Origin of the sequence: Sphingomonas sp. MMS24-J45 (genome assembly GCF_044881195.1) — a bacterium.
GTDB lineage: Bacteria > Pseudomonadota > Alphaproteobacteria > Sphingomonadales > Sphingomonadaceae > Sphingomonas.
Map to the genome: position 1 here is coordinate 1,151,869 of NZ_CP173255.1, position 17,345 is coordinate 1,169,213.

At 65.5% G+C, this 17,345-nt stretch carries 17 protein-coding genes and 2 pseudogenes; 6 read left to right on the forward strand and 13 right to left on the reverse strand.

What is annotated here, in order from left to right:
* The first annotated feature begins 58 nt into the window (after nt 1-58).
* Both AB5I39_RS05825 and AB5I39_RS05830 read left to right on the forward strand, forming a co-directional pair.
* Nucleotides 59-940: a VacJ family lipoprotein gene (locus tag AB5I39_RS05825; protein ID WP_404372372.1), complete on the forward strand. Its 882-nt coding sequence runs from the start codon at nt 59-61 to the stop codon at nt 938-940.
* Nucleotides 941-982: 42 nt separating this feature from the next.
* Entirely contained in the window at nt 983-1,348 is a 366-nt protein-coding gene (locus tag AB5I39_RS05830) for a hypothetical protein (RefSeq protein ID WP_404372374.1), read from the forward strand.
* A gap of 81 nt (nt 1,349-1,429) precedes the next feature.
* Here AB5I39_RS05830 and AB5I39_RS05835 read toward each other — a convergent pair whose 3' ends face one another.
* The 6 genes from AB5I39_RS05835 to AB5I39_RS05860 form a co-directional block, all read right to left on the reverse strand.
* Nucleotides 1,430-2,827, reverse strand: coding sequence for a M20/M25/M40 family metallo-hydrolase (locus AB5I39_RS05835; protein ID WP_404372377.1), 1,398 nt, complete (start codon nt 2,825-2,827; stop codon nt 1,430-1,432).
* Between the two features lie 71 nt (nt 2,828-2,898).
* A complete protein-coding gene (locus AB5I39_RS05840) occupies nt 2,899-3,846 on the reverse strand; it encodes a retropepsin-like aspartic protease (protein ID WP_404372379.1) in 948 nt (315 codons plus the stop codon).
* Nucleotides 3,847-3,889: 43 nt separating this feature from the next.
* On the reverse strand, nt 3,890-6,304 hold the full coding sequence (locus AB5I39_RS05845) for a ligase-associated DNA damage response DEXH box helicase (protein ID WP_404372382.1): 2,415 nt from the start codon (nt 6,302-6,304) through the stop codon (nt 3,890-3,892).
* A 33-nt stretch (nt 6,305-6,337) separates the two neighbouring features.
* Nucleotides 6,338-6,685, reverse strand: a complete 348-nt coding sequence (locus tag AB5I39_RS05850) for a Rap1a/Tai family immunity protein (RefSeq protein ID WP_404372385.1) — start codon at nt 6,683-6,685, stop codon at nt 6,338-6,340.
* A complete protein-coding gene (locus AB5I39_RS05855) occupies nt 6,685-7,449 on the reverse strand; it encodes a hypothetical protein (RefSeq protein ID WP_404374024.1) in 765 nt (254 codons plus the stop codon). Before AB5I39_RS05855 ends, AB5I39_RS05850 begins: the two co-directional genes overlap by 1 nt.
* A 44-nt stretch (nt 7,450-7,493) precedes the next feature.
* The gene (locus tag AB5I39_RS05860) at nt 7,494-7,805 is read right to left on the reverse strand and encodes a hypothetical protein (RefSeq protein ID WP_404372388.1); all 312 of its coding nucleotides are present in this window, start codon (nt 7,803-7,805) and stop codon (nt 7,494-7,496) included.
* Between the two features lie 168 nt (nt 7,806-7,973).
* Between AB5I39_RS05860 and AB5I39_RS05865 the strand changes: the two are divergent.
* Both AB5I39_RS05865 and AB5I39_RS05870 read left to right on the forward strand, forming a co-directional pair.
* A pseudogene (locus AB5I39_RS05865) lies at nt 7,974-8,971 on the forward strand (ligase-associated DNA damage response exonuclease).
* Nucleotides 8,972-8,981: 10 nt separating this feature from the next.
* Complete coding sequence (locus AB5I39_RS05870; protein ID WP_404372390.1) at nt 8,982-9,614, forward strand: SOUL family heme-binding protein; 633 nt, start codon at nt 8,982-8,984, stop codon at nt 9,612-9,614.
* A 115-nt stretch (nt 9,615-9,729) separates the two neighbouring features.
* On the opposite strand, the gene AB5I39_RS05875 is transcribed toward AB5I39_RS05870, so the two are convergent.
* The 6 genes and pseudogenes from AB5I39_RS05875 to AB5I39_RS05900 form a co-directional block, all read right to left on the reverse strand.
* Nucleotides 9,730-10,035: a putative quinol monooxygenase gene (locus tag AB5I39_RS05875; protein WP_404372393.1), complete on the reverse strand. Its 306-nt coding sequence runs from the start codon at nt 10,033-10,035 to the stop codon at nt 9,730-9,732.
* A gap of 42 nt (nt 10,036-10,077) precedes the next feature.
* Nucleotides 10,078-11,580, reverse strand: coding sequence for an RNA polymerase factor sigma-54 (rpoN, locus tag AB5I39_RS05880; RefSeq protein ID WP_404372396.1), 1,503 nt, complete (start codon nt 11,578-11,580; stop codon nt 10,078-10,080).
* A gap of 112 nt (nt 11,581-11,692) precedes the next feature.
* Nucleotides 11,693-12,433 (reverse strand): LPS export ABC transporter ATP-binding protein, encoded by a 741-nt coding sequence (gene lptB / locus AB5I39_RS05885; protein WP_404372399.1) that lies wholly within the window; start codon nt 12,431-12,433, stop codon nt 11,693-11,695.
* A gap of 165 nt (nt 12,434-12,598) precedes the next feature.
* Nucleotides 12,599-13,123, reverse strand: coding sequence for an LptA/OstA family protein (locus tag AB5I39_RS05890; protein WP_404372402.1), 525 nt, complete (start codon nt 13,121-13,123; stop codon nt 12,599-12,601).
* Nucleotides 13,124-13,128: 5 nt separating this feature from the next.
* Nucleotides 13,129-13,757 (reverse strand): annotated as a pseudogene (lptC, locus tag AB5I39_RS05895) (LPS export ABC transporter periplasmic protein LptC).
* A complete protein-coding gene (locus AB5I39_RS05900; RefSeq protein ID WP_404372405.1) occupies nt 13,750-14,370 on the reverse strand; it encodes a ribonuclease D in 621 nt (206 codons plus the stop codon). The pseudogene lptC and the gene AB5I39_RS05900 overlap by 8 nt, the downstream one beginning before the upstream one ends.
* 309 nt (nt 14,371-14,679) lie before the next feature.
* Between AB5I39_RS05900 and AB5I39_RS05905 the strand changes: the two genes are divergently transcribed.
* Both AB5I39_RS05905 and AB5I39_RS05910 read left to right on the forward strand, forming a co-directional pair.
* Nucleotides 14,680-15,456 (forward strand): cold-shock protein, encoded by a 777-nt coding sequence (locus AB5I39_RS05905; protein WP_404372408.1) that lies wholly within the window; start codon nt 14,680-14,682, stop codon nt 15,454-15,456.
* Nucleotides 15,457-15,776: 320 nt separating this feature from the next.
* A complete protein-coding gene (locus AB5I39_RS05910) occupies nt 15,777-16,175 on the forward strand; it encodes a VOC family protein (protein ID WP_056422467.1) in 399 nt (132 codons plus the stop codon).
* 314 nt (nt 16,176-16,489) lie between these two features.
* Here AB5I39_RS05910 and AB5I39_RS05915 read toward each other — a convergent pair whose 3' ends face one another.
* Entirely contained in the window at nt 16,490-17,323 is an 834-nt protein-coding gene (locus tag AB5I39_RS05915) for an EamA family transporter (RefSeq protein WP_404372412.1), read from the reverse strand.
* Nucleotides 17,324-17,345 lie beyond the last annotated feature (22 nt).

Sequence of the window (17,345 nt, forward strand, 5' to 3'; positions counted from 1 at the left end):
GCCGCGAAAAACAGAACAGGGCCGGTGTGACTCGCGCGTCGCGGCAAGGGAACGGCCGTTGAGCCTTGTTGCTGCGATGCTGCTGATCGGCCCAGCTCCCGATCTTGTGCCCCCTGCCGCCTCGGTCCTGATGGCGGAGGCAGCCAGCGCGCCGCTGGCCGCTGTTCAGGCCTCGGTCGATGCGGCGGCCGACCCGTCGCTGCAAGTGCAGCACGAAGATTTGGTCGTCACCGCAAGACGGCGCAGCCCTAGCGACCCGCTGCAGAGCGTGAACATCGAAAGTTTCGAGATCACCCAGGCGATCGATACTGCGGTGATCCGCCCGGTTGCCAAGACCTACCAGAAAATCCTGCCCGCGCCGGTGCGCGACGGGATTCGCAACGTGCTCAACAATCTGCGCGAGCCGATTACCGTGCTCAACTGCATCCTGCAGCACAAGATCGGGCGCGCGGCGAAAACGATCGGGCGCTTCCTGATCAACACCACGGTCGGCGTTGGCGGCCTGATCGACGTCGCGCGGCGCAAACCGATCAAACTGCCGCAAAATCCAAACGGTTTTGCCAATACGCTTGGCTTCTACGGGGTGAAGACTGGCGCCTTCCTGTACGTGCCGCTGGTAGGGCCGACGACGGTGCGCGATCTGATCGGATCGACGGTCGACCGCTTCGTCATCCCCTTTGCCGTCGGCGGGCCGCTGCGCAATCCGGCGGTGACGGTGCCGATGGGCGTGTTCGGCACGCTCGATCAGCGCGCGCAACTCGACGAGACGATCGAGGCGCTGCGCAAGGACCCGCAAAAGGCGTATCAGGCGACGCGCGAATTCTATCTGACGCGCCGCCAGGCGCAGATCGACGAACTGCACGACCAGCGCCGCCGTATCGTCCGCCCGGTGCCGGGATCGGTCAAGCCTTCGGTCACCGACGCACCGACCCCGAAATGATGTTTGCGCTCGCCATGTCGCTGGTGGGTCAATACGCTAACGATGGTCGATGATGATGACAAAACGGGGGGTAGGACGATGATGCTCAAGGCAATGTTCGGCGTAACCGCGCTTCTGACGGCGATGCCGCTTGCCGCGCAGACCACAGTGGTCGCCCCCCCGACCGCCAAGATCGCGCTCACCCGGACCGAAGATCTGCGTTGCCTGTTGCTGGTCAGCCAACTGATCGGCACCGGTACTGCCGAGCAGAAGGAGGCCGGGACCAAGGCCGCCCTGTATTTCGCGGGCAAGATCCTGGGCGCGAGCCCGGTCTCGACCTTACCGCCGCTGCCAAGACCGAGATCGTCGCGATGGAAAAGATCGATCGGCAGGCCGGCTACCAACGCTGTGGTGCCGAACTGCAATTGATCGGCGTAAAATTACAAGCTGCTGGAGCGGGTCTGACTGCGATGGCGAAGGGCGCGAAGTAACGCGCCCTTCGCCCCGCGCTTACCCCGCGAACGCCTTGACCAGATCGAACAGATAGTCGCGGCCATTATACAGCGAATCCTTGCGGATGCGCTCGTTCAGGCCGTGCGTGCCGTTGCCGTCCGCATCGGTGAAGAAGCCAGGCACGCCGTAGACCGGAATGCCGACCGCCTCGAGGAAGATGCCGTCGGTCGCGCCGGTCGACATTAGCGGCAGCAGCGGCAGGCCGGGGAAATGCTTCGCCGCCACCGCCTTCACCGGCCCGGTGATCTTCGGGTCGAGCGCGGGCGGGATTGCGGTCGGGCGGATCGGCGCGTTGGCGCTGACCTTGACCTTTGGCCCAGCAAGTTCCTGCAATTTCGCAAGCGTGCCCTGCACCGTCTCGCCCGGGAAGATGCGGCAGTTGACGTTGGCGGTGGCACGCTGCGGCAGCGCGTTTTCGGCGTGGCCAGCATTCACGATCGTCGCGACGCAAGTGGTGCGCAGCGTCGAGTGCATCATCTTTTCCGCACTCACGATCTTGTCGGCGGCGGCATCGTTCGGATTGGCGAGCAGCTTCATGATCGCATCGCGCAGCACCGGCGGCGACCCAAGCGCCGCCATGCTGAAGAAAGCGCGCGTCGTATCGCTGAACTTCACCGGGAATTCATAGCCCTGCACCGCCTTCAGCGCGTCAGACAATTCGTAGATCGCGTTGGAGGGCACCGGCTGTGAGCTGTGCCCGCCGGGGTTGGTGACTTCGAACGTGTAATTCTGCGACGCCTTTTCGCCGACTTGCAGCGCGAGCAATTGTGGTTTGCCGTCGGGGCCGTAGCGCCCGCCGCCACCCTCGTTGAGCGCGAATTCGGCGTCGATCAGGTCGCGCTTGTTCTTGGCGAGCCATTCCGCGCCATTGAAGGCGAAGGTGGTTTCCTCGCCGCAGGTGAGCGCGAGCTTGATCGTGCGCTTGGGCTTATATCCCTCCTGCTTGAAGCGGATCATCGAATCCGCCCAGACCGAGGACATCGCTTTGTCGTCGACCGTGCCGCGCGCGTAATAGTAGCCGCCTTCGTCGACCAGCGTGAAGGGATCGCGCACCCAATCGGCGCGCTTCGCCTCCACCACGTCGAGATGGCCGAGCAGCAGCATCGGCTTGGCCTTTGCATCGCTGCCCTTCAGCACGGCTACGATGCCGCCTTCCTTGGGTCGCTCGGCTACCGAGAACAACGTGATGTCGCTGTCGGCATAGCCCGCCGCCTTAAGGCGCGCACCGATCTGCGCCGACGCTTGCGTGCAGCTCCCGCTCGACAGCGTCGTGTTGGTTTCGACCAGTTCCTTGTAGAGCCCGAAATACGCCTTCTGGTCGGGCCGGTCCTGCGCCGAAGCCGCGCTGGCGATCGCCGCCAGCCCGAGGATGGTTGCAGTGGTGAGTGCGCGCATGTTTTGAGGCCCCTTTTGTGTCGAGGCAGAAGCTAACGCGCTCGCCTGCGAACGCAACCGTCAGCACGCCGTCAGAGACCGGCTGCATCCTTCGGCTTGGCCAGCCGGATCTCCCGGTTGGCGAAATCGATCCGCACCCGCCCGAACAGGCGCAACGCATCGACCCCGAGCAGCAGCGCCGGCGCATCACGCAGACCCAGCCGCGCAAACGGTGCCGCATCCGAAAACGCCACCGGCAGATTGGCAAAGGTCACGCTGCCGAGTTCGACACCGCCGACTTCGGTATAATCCGCCTCCAGCATCCCGCCGGTGACGCTCATCAATTTCACCGGGCTCATTAGTTTCGAATCCCGCGTCACCAGGCGGCGCAGCGCGAGATTGCCCATGCTGACCACCGATCCGGTATCGATCACAACGCGGATACGTCGCCCGTGATAGCTCGCATCGGTCACCACCAATTGGCCGAGCAGGTTCTTGGCGCGGATGACGATATCGTCCGGCCCGAAGCGCTCGGCGCGAACCCGCCGGGACGAGGGCGTCACCGTCATCGCCTGCCGCCCGAAATCGATCGACACGGCATGATTCTTCAGCGTGTCGATCCCGACCAGCCCCTGTGCGCCAAGATGCCGCTGCACCAGAGCGGGGGCTTCGATCCGACTGCTGGTGATGCGCGCGCCGCGCCCGGCGGTGCCGACGCCGATATCGGGGATCAGAAAGGTCTCGACGCTCGCCGGCCCCGCCATCGCGGTAATCCGCACCGTCCGCCCCGGCGCGAGTTTGAGCGACTCGGCCAGTTCGCGCGAGATGACGGTGCGTTCCGACCCGGTATCGACCACGAAGCGAAACGGGCCGGTCGCGCCGATCGTCACCGGCACGGTCATGCGCGTATCGTCATTGGCGAAATCGAGCTGGTCTGGCGGAATTTGCTGCGTATTTTGTTGCGCAGCGGGATCGGGCGCGGGCTGCTCCGGGCTCAGCATCGCGAGCAAGGGAGAGGCGAGGAGCAGCGCCGGGTTCATGGGACGCAAGCTACGCCCGTTTCGGCCCTTCGACAAGCGGTCGCTAGTCGAGCCGCATCGCCTCCGCCGCCAGCGTTTCCGCCTCGATCAGCAGCGCATCGTCGGCCAGCCCTTGCGCCACATGTTCGCGCCCGATTAGTGTCAGTACGGGCACGGCGAGTGGCGAAATGCGCTCCAGATCGACGTGCAGCATCGTGTCCGCCGCGCGATCGAGCAGATCAGCCAGGCGCCCGACATCGGTCATCCGCGCGCGCGCATCGGCCCAGGCGGCCTGCAGCAGGACATGCCCCGGCTCGTACTTGCGCAGCACGTCGTAAATCAGGTCGGTCGAGAAGCTGACCTGCTTGCCGGTCTTGCGCTTGCCCGGAATCTGCCGCTCGACCAGCCCGCCGATCACCGCAACCTCGCGAAATGCGCGCTTCAGCAGCGAAGATTGCTGCACCCAATCGACGAATTCATCTTCCAGAATGTCGCGCGAGAACAATGCCGCCGGGTCGGTAATCGGCGTCAGGCCATAGCAGGCCAACGCATAATCGTTCGAGACGAAGCCGATCGGTTTCAGCCCCTGCGTCTCCATCCGTCGCGTCACCAACATGCCGAGCGACTGGTGCGCGTTCCAGCCTTCGAAACTATAGGCGACCATATAGTGCCGCCCTTCGCGCGGGAAGGTTTCGACCAGCAATTGCCCCGGGTGCGGCATCACCGATCGCACCTGCTGCACCTCCAGCCATTCGCGCACGTCATCGGGGAAGCGCCGCCACTGTTCGGGTTCGGCGAGGAAGTGGCGGACGCGGTCGGCAAGATTGGTCGACAGCGGCATCCGCGCGCCGCCATAGCTCGGGATGCGCGCGGGCCGCGAGGTCGCGCGCACGACGATCGACTCGGTGTCGATCCGTTCGACCTCCAGGCTCAGCCCGGCGAAGAAGAAGGTGTCGCGTGGGGACAGCGTCGCGGCAAACGCCTCCTCGACGCGACCCAAAGTGCGACCATTGGCGAAGCGTACGGAGAGCATCGTCGCCTCGACGATGATTCCGGCGTTCAGCCGATGCTGCGCAACAAATTTTGGCAGGCTGACGCGCCAGATGCCGTCCGCGTCCTGCGTCAGACGCTTGAATTTGTCGTAGGCTTTCAGCGCGTACCCGCCATCCCGCACGAAACCGAGCACCTGATCGAACAGCGTGTCGGTCAGCGCGGAATAGGGCAGCGCCGAGCGAATTTCGTCGAGCAAACTGCTCTGTTCGAAGGGCGCGGCGCAGGCGCAGGCCATGATATGCTGCGCCAGCACATCGAGCGCACCCATGCGGAACACGTCGGCGTCGAGTTCCCCCGCCTCGACCGCGTCTAAGGCCGCGCGCGCCTCGAGATATTCGAAGCGATTGCCCGGCACGACGATCGCCTCGGACGGCTCGTCGAGCCGGTGATTGCTGCGGCCGATCCGCTGCAGCAATCGCGACGATCCTTTGGGCGCGCCCATCTGGATCACGCAATCGACATCGCCCCAATCGACGCCGAGATCGAGGCTCGCCGTCGCGACCAGCCCGCGCAGGCGCCCATCGGCCATCGCCGCCTCGACCTTGCGCCGCGCCTCCAGGCTCAGCGACCCGTGATGGACGCCGAGCGGCAGGTTCATTGCATTGACCTTCCACAGATCCTGAAAGATCAGCTCGGCCAGCGCACGCGTGTTGCAGAACACGATCGTCGTCTTGTGCAGTTCGATTTCGGCCATCACCTGCTCGGCGGCATAGCGCCCCGAATGGCCCGACCACGGCACGCGCCCTTGCGGCAGCAGGATCGCGACATTGGGCGGTGCGCCCGCCTCGCCCTGCACCAGCGTGACGGTATCGATATCGCCATCGGGTGCCAGCCACGCGCGATAGCCGTCGGGGTCCGCGACGGTCGCCGACAGCGCGACGCGCCGCAGATCGGGTGCGATGCGTTGCAGCCGGGCCATGCACAGACTGAGCAGATCGCCGCGCTTGCCGGTGGCGAAGGCGTGCACCTCGTCCACCACGATCGTCTTCAGCCCTTCGAACATCGTGAAGCTGTCGGGATAGCTCAGCAACAGGCTCAGCGATTCGGGCGTAGTCAGCAGGATGTTGGGCGGCTTGATCCGCTGCCGCGCCTTGCGGTCGGACGGGGTATCGCCGGTGCGCGTCTCGATCCGGATATCGACGCCCATCTCGGCAACGGGCGTCAGCAGATTGCGCTGCACATCGACCGCCAGCGCCTTGAGCGGCGAGACGTAGAGCGTGTGCAGCCCGTCCGTCGGATGCTCGATCAGTTCGGCCAGCGTCGGCAGGAAACCCGCTAGCGTCTTGCCCGCACCCGTGGTCGCGACGAGCAGGCCATGGGCCCCGGCGCGCGCGACATCGAGCATCTCGAGCTGATGCCGCCTGGGTGCCCAGCCCTTGGCGGCGAACCAGTCGGCAACGGGCGCGGGAAGGTCGGGGCGACTCACCGCGTCACCTATGCCGGACGCGCGCGGGCGCGGCTACCGACGCGTGCAGGGGAACGCGGCTTTCAACGCATCGCGCACGATGAAGGAGGGTGCGCTATCCCAGCGGTCCGGGTGCGTGCGCAACGCCTTGCGGGCCGCTGCTATTGCGGTCAGCGTCGACGCCTTGGTCGGCGACGGACAGATTTGGTGCGCCAGCGACAGCGCGTCAAACACGCCGAGGATATAGCCAGTGCAGAAGCTCGGGCTGGGATCGTCGTCCCGTCCGTCGCACGCGCGGGCGAGTTGCGCGCTCTCCAGCGAACTGACCACCACCGGCGGCGGCTTGGGCGGTGCCTTGTACTTCGGGGCGGGTGCAGCGGCGAGCGCGAGCAGCAACAGCATCACGACGGCACCTCGTTCGCCGCAGGGTCCAGATATGGCAGCAAACGCACGCGCGGGAACACGGTTTCGAGCGGCGTCGATTCGGGCAGGATGTAGACGATCCCTCCGCTCTTGCCGAACAAGGTGCTGATCTTGCTGGTGTAGAAGCGCGTGCCGACGTTGATGCAGCCGAAGCTGATGCGATTGTCGTCGGGCGTCGGTGACAACAGCCGTTCGACGCGGCGTTCCTTCTTGTGCGTGGTGATCACCGCGTGCAGCGCGACGGAATTGGCGTAGTCGACCCACAACACCCGCTGGTTACCGAAGGCGCGGCCGAATTTCGCCACGAACCGCCCGGCGGGCGTGGTGCGCTCGGCCGGGCCGATATCTTCGAGCTTCTTGGCACCCACGCCGGGCGAGGATTCATCGCCGATGCCGATGCCGAGCAGCACTGGCGTCTCCCCCACGAAACTGCCGTCGGCGCGGAACAGCGATAGCGACGCGGCCTGCTTGTCGATCACGATATAGGGCGATTTGCCATTGTCGTGCGACGACGCGATCCACGCGATCAGCCGCGCGGCATCGGGCGAGCGAACGGGTTCGGGAAGCGGCGCGGTGGCGACGGCGGGCGGCGGTTTGACCGCCTTGCGCTTCGCCACTTTGGCTTTCGTGCGCGGCGCAGGGGCCTTCGCGCCCGGCGAAGGCGCGGCAAAAACCGGCACGGCGCACAGGCCAAACGCCGCGGCGACCAGCAACAGGCCGCCGCGGCGCGTTCGAACGGGCATCTGGCTCACCAGATGCCCTCACGCTTCAATGCAACGATCAAGAATCAGCCGCGCGGCCGACGCTGCTGACGGCGCTGCTGCGCCTGCATTTGCTGGTCGAGCCCATCGACGCGACCGCCCAGCTGATCGATCCGCTGCGAATTCTGCTGCGCCTGCCCGGCCGCCGCCTGCGCCGCTGCCAGCGCCTGACCCGACGTGCCTTCGACCGTGCGGACGCGCCCGTCGATACCGTCGATCCGCTCGTTCACCGTGGCGATCTGGCTCCGTACGAAACCCTTGGTCGCGCAGCCGCTGATGCCGACCGATCCGACCAGGATCATGCCAAGGACGGCGGATTTCGGAATGTTTGTACGCATATACTCACCTCTTCTTACTGTCGGGGTGACCGCAGCAACGCCGGACGAGGCAAAGTTGGCAAACGCAAAGGGGCAGACTGTGCGCCTGATGCGGCGGGCGGACCCGATCGGCGAGTCGGGCGCGAGTCGCGATTGGCGTTTGCCGCCCGCCGTCCCCATATCGCCGTGATGGCGAAGCTCGGCGACTGGATCGATCCTCAACCCCACGGCATCTACGTGAAGCCAGCCGATGTGTGGGTCGACCCGTCACGGCCCAGCCCCCGCGCGCTCGTCACGCATGGCCATGCCGATCACGCGCGCGGCGGGCATGGCGCGGTGTGGGCGACGCCCGAGACGCTCGCGATCATGGACGCGCGATACGGCGCACAGGCGGGCCATCCGGTCGCTTATGGCGAGAGCCGGGCGTTCGGCGATGTCACCGCCACCTTCGTCCCCGCCGGGCATGTGCTCGGCTCGGCGCAGATCCTGCTCGAATATCGCGGCGAACGCATCGTCGTGTCGGGCGATTACAAGCGTCGCGCCGACCCGACCTGCGCGCCATTCGAGCCGGTCAAATGCGACGTCTTCATTACCGAGGCGACCTTTGGCCTGCCCGTCTTCCGCCATCCCGAGACCGGCGACGAAATCGACAAATTGACCGCAGCCCTCCACGCCAATCCCGATCGCTGCGTGCTCGTCGGGGCGTACGCACTGGGCAAGGCGCAACGCGTCATCGCCGAGCTGCGCGCGCGCGGGCATGATGCGCCGATCTACATCCACGGCGCGCTCGAACGGCTCTGCACCCTCTATCAGGCGCATGGCGTCGATCTCGGCGAGCTGCGCCCCGCAACCGTCGCAGCCAAGGCCGAGATGGCGGGGCATATCGTCATCGCCCCGCCCGGCGCGCTGGCCGATCGCTGGTCGCGCCGCCTGCCCGATCCGATCACCGCAATGGCGTCTGGGTGGATGCGCGTGCGGCAACGCGCGGTGCAGCGCGGCGTGGAACTCCCGCTGATCCTGAGCGATCATGCCGATTGGGACGAGCTGACCGACACGCTCACCGAAATTGCGCCCAGGAAGTTTGGGTAACGCACGGGCGCGAGGATGCGTTGGTCCATTGGTGCCAGATGCGGCAGATGAAGGCGAAGCCGCTCCATCTCGCCGGGTTCGAAGACGAAGACGATTGAGGACGAACACATGAAGAAACGCACTTGGGCGATCGCCGCGGCGGCGGTGGCAGGCACGGCGGTCGCGGGCGCGGCGGCCTTCATCGTGCAGGAAAAGCGCATCGAGCAGCCACCCTACACGGTCGAACGCAAGGACGGCGCGATCGAAATCCGGCGCTATCCCGAATTGCTCGTCGCCGAAACCGAGACCAGCGGCCCCCGTCAGGCCGCGCTGGGCAGCGGGTTCAGCCGCCTCGCCGACTATATCTTCGCCAAGAATTGCGGCGGCGAGGGCATTGCCATGACCGCACCGGTGCTGAGCGAACGCGACGCCAAGATCGCGATGACCGCCCCGGTGACGAGCGAGCGCAGCGGCGACCAATGGCGCACGCGTTTCGTCATGCCCGCCCAATATACCCGCGAAACGCTGCCCCCGCCCGGCCCCGGCGTGACCATCTCCACCGTGCCAGCCCGCCGCGTTGCGGTCTATCGCTTCTCGGGTGTCGCGACCGACGCGGCGCTCGCCAAGGCCGAAGCGGCGCTGCGTGCGTGGCTGACGCAGGAAAAACTGGATGGCGGCGCGGTCAGCTACGCCTTCTACAATTCACCCTTCATGCCCGCCCCGCTGCGCCGGAACGAAGTGATGATAACGTTGCCGGGCTGACCCTCCATCTCACCGTTCGTGCTGAGCTTGTCGAAGCACTGCCCTTCTGCTCACCCGCGCAAAAAAGGCAGCCCTTCGACAAGCTCAGGGCGAACGGACTAAATGCGGTCTATCCCTACGCTGCGGCACCCGCGCGCGGCGTTGCGTCGAAGATCGTCATGCCACCGGACGAGGCCGAGAGCGTTTTGACTGCGGTCATGAATTCCGCGGACCCGGGCTGCTCGAAATGACGCTGCAACGCCGGCTGATCGCGCCATTGTTCGAAAAAGAATAGCCGCAGCGGATCATCGCAATCGACATGCACGGCATGGCTGATGCAGCCATCTTCCCCGCGCGAGCGTAGCACATGCGCGCGCGACGCCTCGAGCAGGGCATCGAATGTATCGGCCCGCGCGGTGACGGCGCCCGTGACGATGATCATATGGCATTCCCCCTTTGCCCGTTGCGAGCGCTACCCGTCCGCTCAAGCTCCGAGCGCCCGCGCACGGCGGCGTTGCACCGACGATCCGATCCCCAGCGCCTCGCGATATTTGGCGACCGTGCGCCGCGCGATGTCGAAGCCCTTGGCATTGAGCAGTTCGACCAAAGTATCGTCCGACAGGATCTTGTCGCCCTCGCCCGCGATCAGCGCCTTGATCGCCGACTTCACCGCCTGCGCCGATACCGCATCGCCGCCGTCGGACGACTGAATCGCCGAGGTGAAGAAATATTTTAGCTCGTACAGCCCGCGCGCGCAGGAGAGATATTTGTTGCTGGTGACGCGGCTCACCGTCGATTCGTGCATCTCGATCGCATCCGCCACCTGGCGCAGCGTCATTGGCTTGAGATGCGCGACGCCGTGCAGGAAGAACGCTTCCTGCTGCTTCACGATTTCGGTCGCGACCTTGATGATCGTGCGTTGCCGCTGGTCGAGCGCTTTCACCAGCCAATTGGCGCTGGCGAGCATTTCGCCGAGCCACGCCTTCGACGCCTTGTCGCCGCGTGCGGTCGACAGTTCGGTGTAATAGCTGCGGTTGACCAATACGCGCGGCAGCGTCGCGGCGTTGATCTCGATCCCCCAGCCGTCCTTGCGCTTCGCCACGAACAGATCGGGCACCACCGCCTGCGTCGGCTCGCCGCCGAAGCGACAGCCGGGCTTGGGATCGTAATTCCGCAACTCGCGGATCATGTCCGCAAGATCCTCGTCATCGACGTCGCACAGCCGCCGGAGCCGCGCGAGGTCGCCGCGCGCGACGAGATCGAGATTGTCGATCAACCGGGCCATGCACGGATCGTAGCGGTCGGCTTCCCTGGCCTGCAGCGCGAGGCATTCGGCCAGATCGCGCGCGCCAACGCCGGTCGGATCGAAAGTCTGGATGATGCCGAGCACTTGCTCAACCCGCACCAGCGGCACACCGAGCCGCGTCGCGACGTCGAGCAGCGATGCCGTGAGGTAGCCGCATTCGTCGATCTGATCGATCAGATGCGCGGCGATGAACAGGTCCGGCCCGTCGACGGCGGTCCCGGCTTGCGCAAGCAGATGATCCGAGAGGCTGAGGGCTGTATCGGCAAAGCTGTCGAAATCCGGGCCGTCTTCGCCCAGGCCGCCGCCGCTGCTCGCGCCGTTCATCCCAAGCGCGCCGTCCATCCCCGCGCCGCCCGGCTGATCGGCGGCGGAATCGTGGTGGAAGCTCTCGGCGGTGAAATCCACGTCGAGCGACGCCTCGCTCGAATCGCCGCCGCCCATGACGAGCTCGTCGGCGGTGGCGGGCGTGTCGCGAAGCGGCGCCTCGGCCTCGCGTTCCTGAGTCGGGCCATCATCATCGGGCGCGCTGGCTTCGAGCAGCGGGTTGCGCTCGATCTCCTCGGCCAGGAACCCTTCGACCTCGAGGTTGGATAGCGCCAGCAGCCGGATCGCCTGCTGCAATTGTGGCGTCATCACCAGCGATTGCGACTGCCGCAGATCGAGGCGCGGGGCGAGCGACACTCTGCGCTACCCTAAATCCCGTTCGTGCTGAGCCTGTCGAAGCACTGCCTTCCTGCAACGGAGGTCGCAGAAGCACAGCCCTTCGAAAGGCTCAGGGCGAACGGTTTGTGGGTCAAAGCGAAAAGCCCTCGCCCAGATACAGCCGCCGCACATTGGCATCGGCAACCAGCTCGTCCGGCGAGCCGCTGAACAGCACGCGGCCATCGTAAATGATGTACGCGCGGTCGCAGATGCTGAGCGTCTCGCGCACGTTGTGATCGGTGATCAGGACGCCGATTCCGCGCTGCTTCAACTGGCAGATGAGATCGCGAATGTCCGAGATCGACAGCGGATCGATACCGGCGAACGGTTCGTCGAGCAGCATGATCGAGGGATCCGCCGCCAGCGCCCGCGCGATCTCGGCCCGGCGCCGTTCGCCGCCCGACAGCGCCATCGACGGCGATTCGCGCAAGCGCGTCAGGCCGAATTCGTCGAGCAGGGTCTCCAGGCGAACCTTGCGCTTCTCCTTGTCGGGCACCGCCAGTTCGAGCACGCTGAGGATATTCTGTTCGACGCTAAGCCCGCGAAAGATCGAGGTTTCCTGCGGCAGATAGCCGAGGCCCAAAATCGCGCGGCGGTACATCGGCAAGCCGGTAATATCATTGCCGTCGAGCATGATCCGGCCCGCATCGGGCTTCACCAGGCCCATGACGGAGTAGAAGCAGGTCGTCTTGCCCGCGCCGTTCGGCCCGAGCAGCCCGATCACCTCGCCCTTGCCGACCGACAGCGAGACATCGGTCAGCACCGTGCGCTTGTCGTACGACTTGGCGATCGACACGACCGACAGGCCGTCGACGACCGACGCGGGGGCCACCGGGGGACGGAGTCGAGGATCAGGCTATCGGTCATGGCAGGTCCACTACTCGCAGCGAAGCATTACCGAAAGCCGATCGTCCGGCATTTGGCAAGTTTGTTGCATGATAATGTCGCGGCGACCGCGATGAAAGAGGCGCGGCGACGAATCGTCGTGCCCCCTCCGTCAGTTGCGCTTCGGCACCGAGAAAGTGCCGCTGACGCGCCCGCCGCTGCTCGTCGTCGTACCCGCAGCGCCACCGCCGACCGACGACCCGTCGATGACCGCACGACCGGTGTCGAGGTTGATCGTCAACCGCCCGCCACTGACGGTATTGCCTGCCTGGATCAGCGTCACCGCGCCGAGCATCGTCACAACGCGCTTGTTGAGATCGTACACCGCGAAATTGCTCCGCGCGGTCTGGTCGGGCCGCGTCACGGTCACGCCGCCCGAAGCATCGAGCCGCGACACTTGCGGGCTGCCATCGACCACCTGACCAGTGTAATTCACCGTCATCCGCGCGGCATTCAGCGTCATTTCGGCCTGCTTGACCGACACTTTGCCCGACAGGACCGCGCGGTTGGCCTTGTCCTGCAATTCGATATGGTCGGCACCGAAATTGATCGGTGCATTCGAATTGTGGGCCTGCTGCGCTGACGCGCTCCCGATCAGGGCCAGCGAAAGAGCGGGAAAGAGAAGCAAGGTGCGCATCGCCGCTATCTCGTCTTTCGCGGCACGATCCGCAAGCGTGCATTGCCGTCCAGCGTCACGACATGCCCTTCCAGATCGGCGTGCATCTGATCCGCGCTGAACGTGCCTTGCGGGACGTTACCCGTCACCGCACCGCCGCTCTTCAGCGTCTTGGTCTTGAGATCGACCGTCGAATCCTGCGTTTCCAGCCGATATCCGCCGCTGCTGTCGACGCGCACCGGGCCGTCGACCGCGACTTGCTGCTTGTCCATGTCGTAATGGCCGTGATCGGCGACGATGCTGGCCGGCCCATCGCGCAAATCGATTCGCGCGGACAGTTGCTCGAGCTTGACGATCGGTTCGGCCGAACTCTTCTGCACGGCAGAACCCGCGCTCAGCGCGAAGCGCTGGCCCTTGTCGTCCTCACCACGATAGGTCGCGGATTGCACGCGCAGCCGTTCCTTCGCCACCTCGACCTTGTTCTTGTCGAGCAGGAAGCTGACATCCCCCCTGCATAGAGCGGCAGCACCACGACGAACGCCGCCAGCACGCCGATCGCCATCGGCAGCACGCGGCGCAGCACTGCGATCGTGCGGTCGTGGCTCGATCCGGGCGCGGCCCAGATCTGGCGCGGGGTCGGCCCGGAATCAGGCATGGGCGAAGATGTCGATCTCTGGCCAGCCGGCGATATCGAGTTCGGCGCGCCACGGCAGGAAATCGAAGCACGCCTGAGCAAGGTCGGTCCGCCCCTCGCGCGCCAGGCGCAGGTCGAGCTCGTTGCGCATCGCGTGCAGATAGCGCACGTCCGAGGCGGCATAGTCCTTCTGCGCCTCGCTCAGCACCGGCCCGCCCCAATCGGAGGATTGCTGCGCCTTGGAAATGTCCTGCCCCAACAATTCGCGCACCAGCTCCTTCAAACCGTGGCGATCGGTATAGGTCCGCACCAGCCGCGAGGCGATCTTGGTGCAATAGACGGGGGCCGCCGTGACTTCGAGATAATGGCTGATCGCCGCCAGATCGAAGCGGGCGAAGTGATACAGCTTCACGCGTGCCGGATCGGCGAGCAACGCGCGCAGGTTCGGCGCGGCATAATCGCTATCAGGTCCAAAACGGACGAGATGCTCATCGGGCCCGCCGTCGGACAATTGCACCAGGCACAGCCGGTCGCGCGGCGTGATCAGGCCCATCGTCTCGGTATCGACCGCGATGTCGACGCCGGGCGCGAAGGTATCGGCGGGAAGGTCTTCTTCGTGGAGATATACTGTCATCGCACGGCCCTAACCGCGATCGCGCGATATCTCAATGGCGCGGGGCGGACCGATCGTTCGGGCCGTGGTGGGCCGCCGGGGCGCGCGCGTGCCGCCTGGCGGCGCCGGATTCTGTGCCGTACATGCAACGCTTGCGCAAAGAACCGTGTGAAGCGTGCCGTATTTTGGACGAATTCATTCGCGGCGTCTGGATTTTTAGGCTAACACGAGTTGGTACCATAATCGTTTTGGTACACGTGCCTTCGCGTCTATCGTCCGACGCAACGGTTACTATGATGGTTTCGGACGAGCCGGGAAGACGAACAGGGCATGAGTTTCGATAAAGGACGCCGCGGCGATCGTGGCGGGCGCGGGCGCGACAAGCGCGACGGTTTCGGCGATAGCGGCGGTTTCGACGGCGGTTTCGGCGGCGGCGATCGCTTCGGCGGCGGTGACCGGTTCGGCGGTGGCGGTGATCGCTTCGGCGGCGGCGGTGATCGCTTCGGCGGCGGCGGCGGTTTCCGCAGCGGCGGTGGCGGCGGCTTTGGTGGCGGCGGCGGCGGCGGCCGCGGGATGCCCCCGCAGGTCGTCGGCGAAGGCACTGGCGTCGTAAAGTTCTTCAACGCGCAAAAGGGTTTTGGTTTCGTCGTACGCGATGACGGCGGCGAGGACGTGTTCGTGCACATCTCGGCAGTCGAGCAAGCCGGTCTCACCGGTCTGGCCGAGGGTCAGCCGCTCGGCTTCACCCTGGTCGATCGCGGTGGCCGCATCTCGGCGACCGACCTCAAGATCGAAGGCGAGCCGATGGCCGTCACCGACCGCGGCCCGCCGCGCGACCGCGATGCCGGCCCGCGTGGTGCCGCCGGCGGCGCACCGCAGCGCTCGCTGACCGGTGAAAAGGCGACCGGTACGGTCAAGTTCTTCAACGCGATGAAGGGCTTCGGCTTCATTCAGCGCGATGATGGCCAGCCCGACGCATTCGTCCACATCTCGGCCGTCGAGCGGGGCGGCATGTCGTCGCTCAACGAAGGCGACCGGCTCGAATTCGAACTGGAAGTCGATCGTCGCGGCAAGATGGCAGCGGTGAACCTCACCTCGATCGGCTGATTTCTCAGCCATCGCTGAACGGATAAACCCGGTGGGCAGCGTGCCCGCCGGGTTTTTCTTTGTGCTCAATTCTGGGTACGCCTGGTACCCACGCTTCCCCACGCTAGCATTTCCTCGGCAAACGCCGGGGCCAAGAACCTCGGGTCGGCTAAAGCAGGGAGCAAAGCAGTGATCCCCAACTCAAACCTCTAGGCAAGCTGCCTTTCCGCTTCCGCCCATCAGCGGGCATTCCGAGGGTCGGGGGTGACCGCGTGTTACGAGACTGTTAGGTGAGACCGCTAATGGCGATCGGAAGTCGGTCAGCCTTCAGGAGAGTATGCGTGCTTTTTCACACCATGGTCGGATCGAACGACATTGAACGATCCAAGCGCTTCTACGACACGGTGCTCGGCACCTTGGGCGCAGGGGAAGGGACGCGGAACATCGCCGACAGCGGCCATACCCGTCTGATCTACAATAACGGCAACGGAACCAACTTCATCGTCAGCCAGCCGATCAACGACGAACCGGCAAGCGTCGCCAACGGCAGCACCGTCGCCTTTTCCTGCGACTCGCCCGAGCAGGTGAAGCAGCTTCACGATACCGCCGTTGCCGCTGGCGGAACCTCGATCGAAGCTCCGCCCGGACCGCGCGAAACTGCCTCCATGGGCACTATCGAACTGGCCTATTTTCGTGATCCCGACGGCAACAAACTGTGCGGAATTCATTTTCCTGCCTGATCCGTCCGGCACTGGTCTGCTTCTAAACCTAGCGGACCTCGATCATGCGATCCCGCGAACGTCCTCTTTCCACCACGACCAGACATTCGCTGTCCTACACGCCCAGCCTCTGTCATCATCGCCTCGGCTCTTTCAAACCGTCGATCCCGCACCCCCGCGGCGCGCCCCTGCAATGACGGCGGACGCGTAACTTTCGTGACTTTTGGCACGTCGGTCGGTCAATCCGCGACGCGCCTTCCTCCGCGTATCCGCTCCGCGGCTAAGCCCCGCGCAAACGGCGTTTACGCCTAACCTTAGCCTAACCTTCCGCGACCCTACCCCGCCAAAATCAGCGCCGCGCCCGCCAAAATCCCCAGCACGCCCGCCACCCGTCCCCAGGTCGCGCGTTCCTTCAGCACCAGGATGGCGATCAGCAGCGCCGTCACCATCCCCGTCTCGCGCAAGGCGGCGAGCGGCGCGGTCGGCCCGAGCGACAGCGCATAGAGCGCGCCGCCATAGGTCAGCACCGACAGGATCCCGGCAACCACCCCAGGCCGCCACTGCGACCGGGCGGACGCAAAGATGCCGCCGCGCGTCGCCACGCCGAACAGGGCGACGACGACGAACCCCATCTGCACGAACACCCACACGATATAGCTCGCCGGGGTGGGAGCAGCGCGCACGCCCATCGCGTCGATCACGGTATAGCTCGCGATCAGGGCGCCGGTCAGCACCGACCAGCCGAGCGCCGCACGCCCGATATGCTTGCCCGATACCATCACGAACATGGCGGCGCCGATCACCGCGATCCCGACGACCTGTCCCGTCGTCGCATGGTCGCCCAGCAGGCCGATCGACACGCCCGCGGTGATCAGCGGCGCCGTGCCGCGCAGCACCGGATAGACCGCCGACAGGTCGCCGATCGCGTAAGCGCGGACCAAAGCGTAGAGATAGATGGCGTGCAGCACCGCGCTCGCCGCCAGCCAACCCCACGCGCCGGTTGGCAAAGGCACGAAGGCGATCGCGGGCAGCAGAATGATCGCGCCGGTCGCATCGGTGATGGCGCGACCCGCCGCCTTGTCGCGCCCGCCCTTGACGATCGCGTTGACCACAGCGTGGATCGACCCCGACGCGATCATCAGCACTGCGGCGAGGGTGAAGGGCGGCATCACCCGCGCCTGCCCGCCCGCG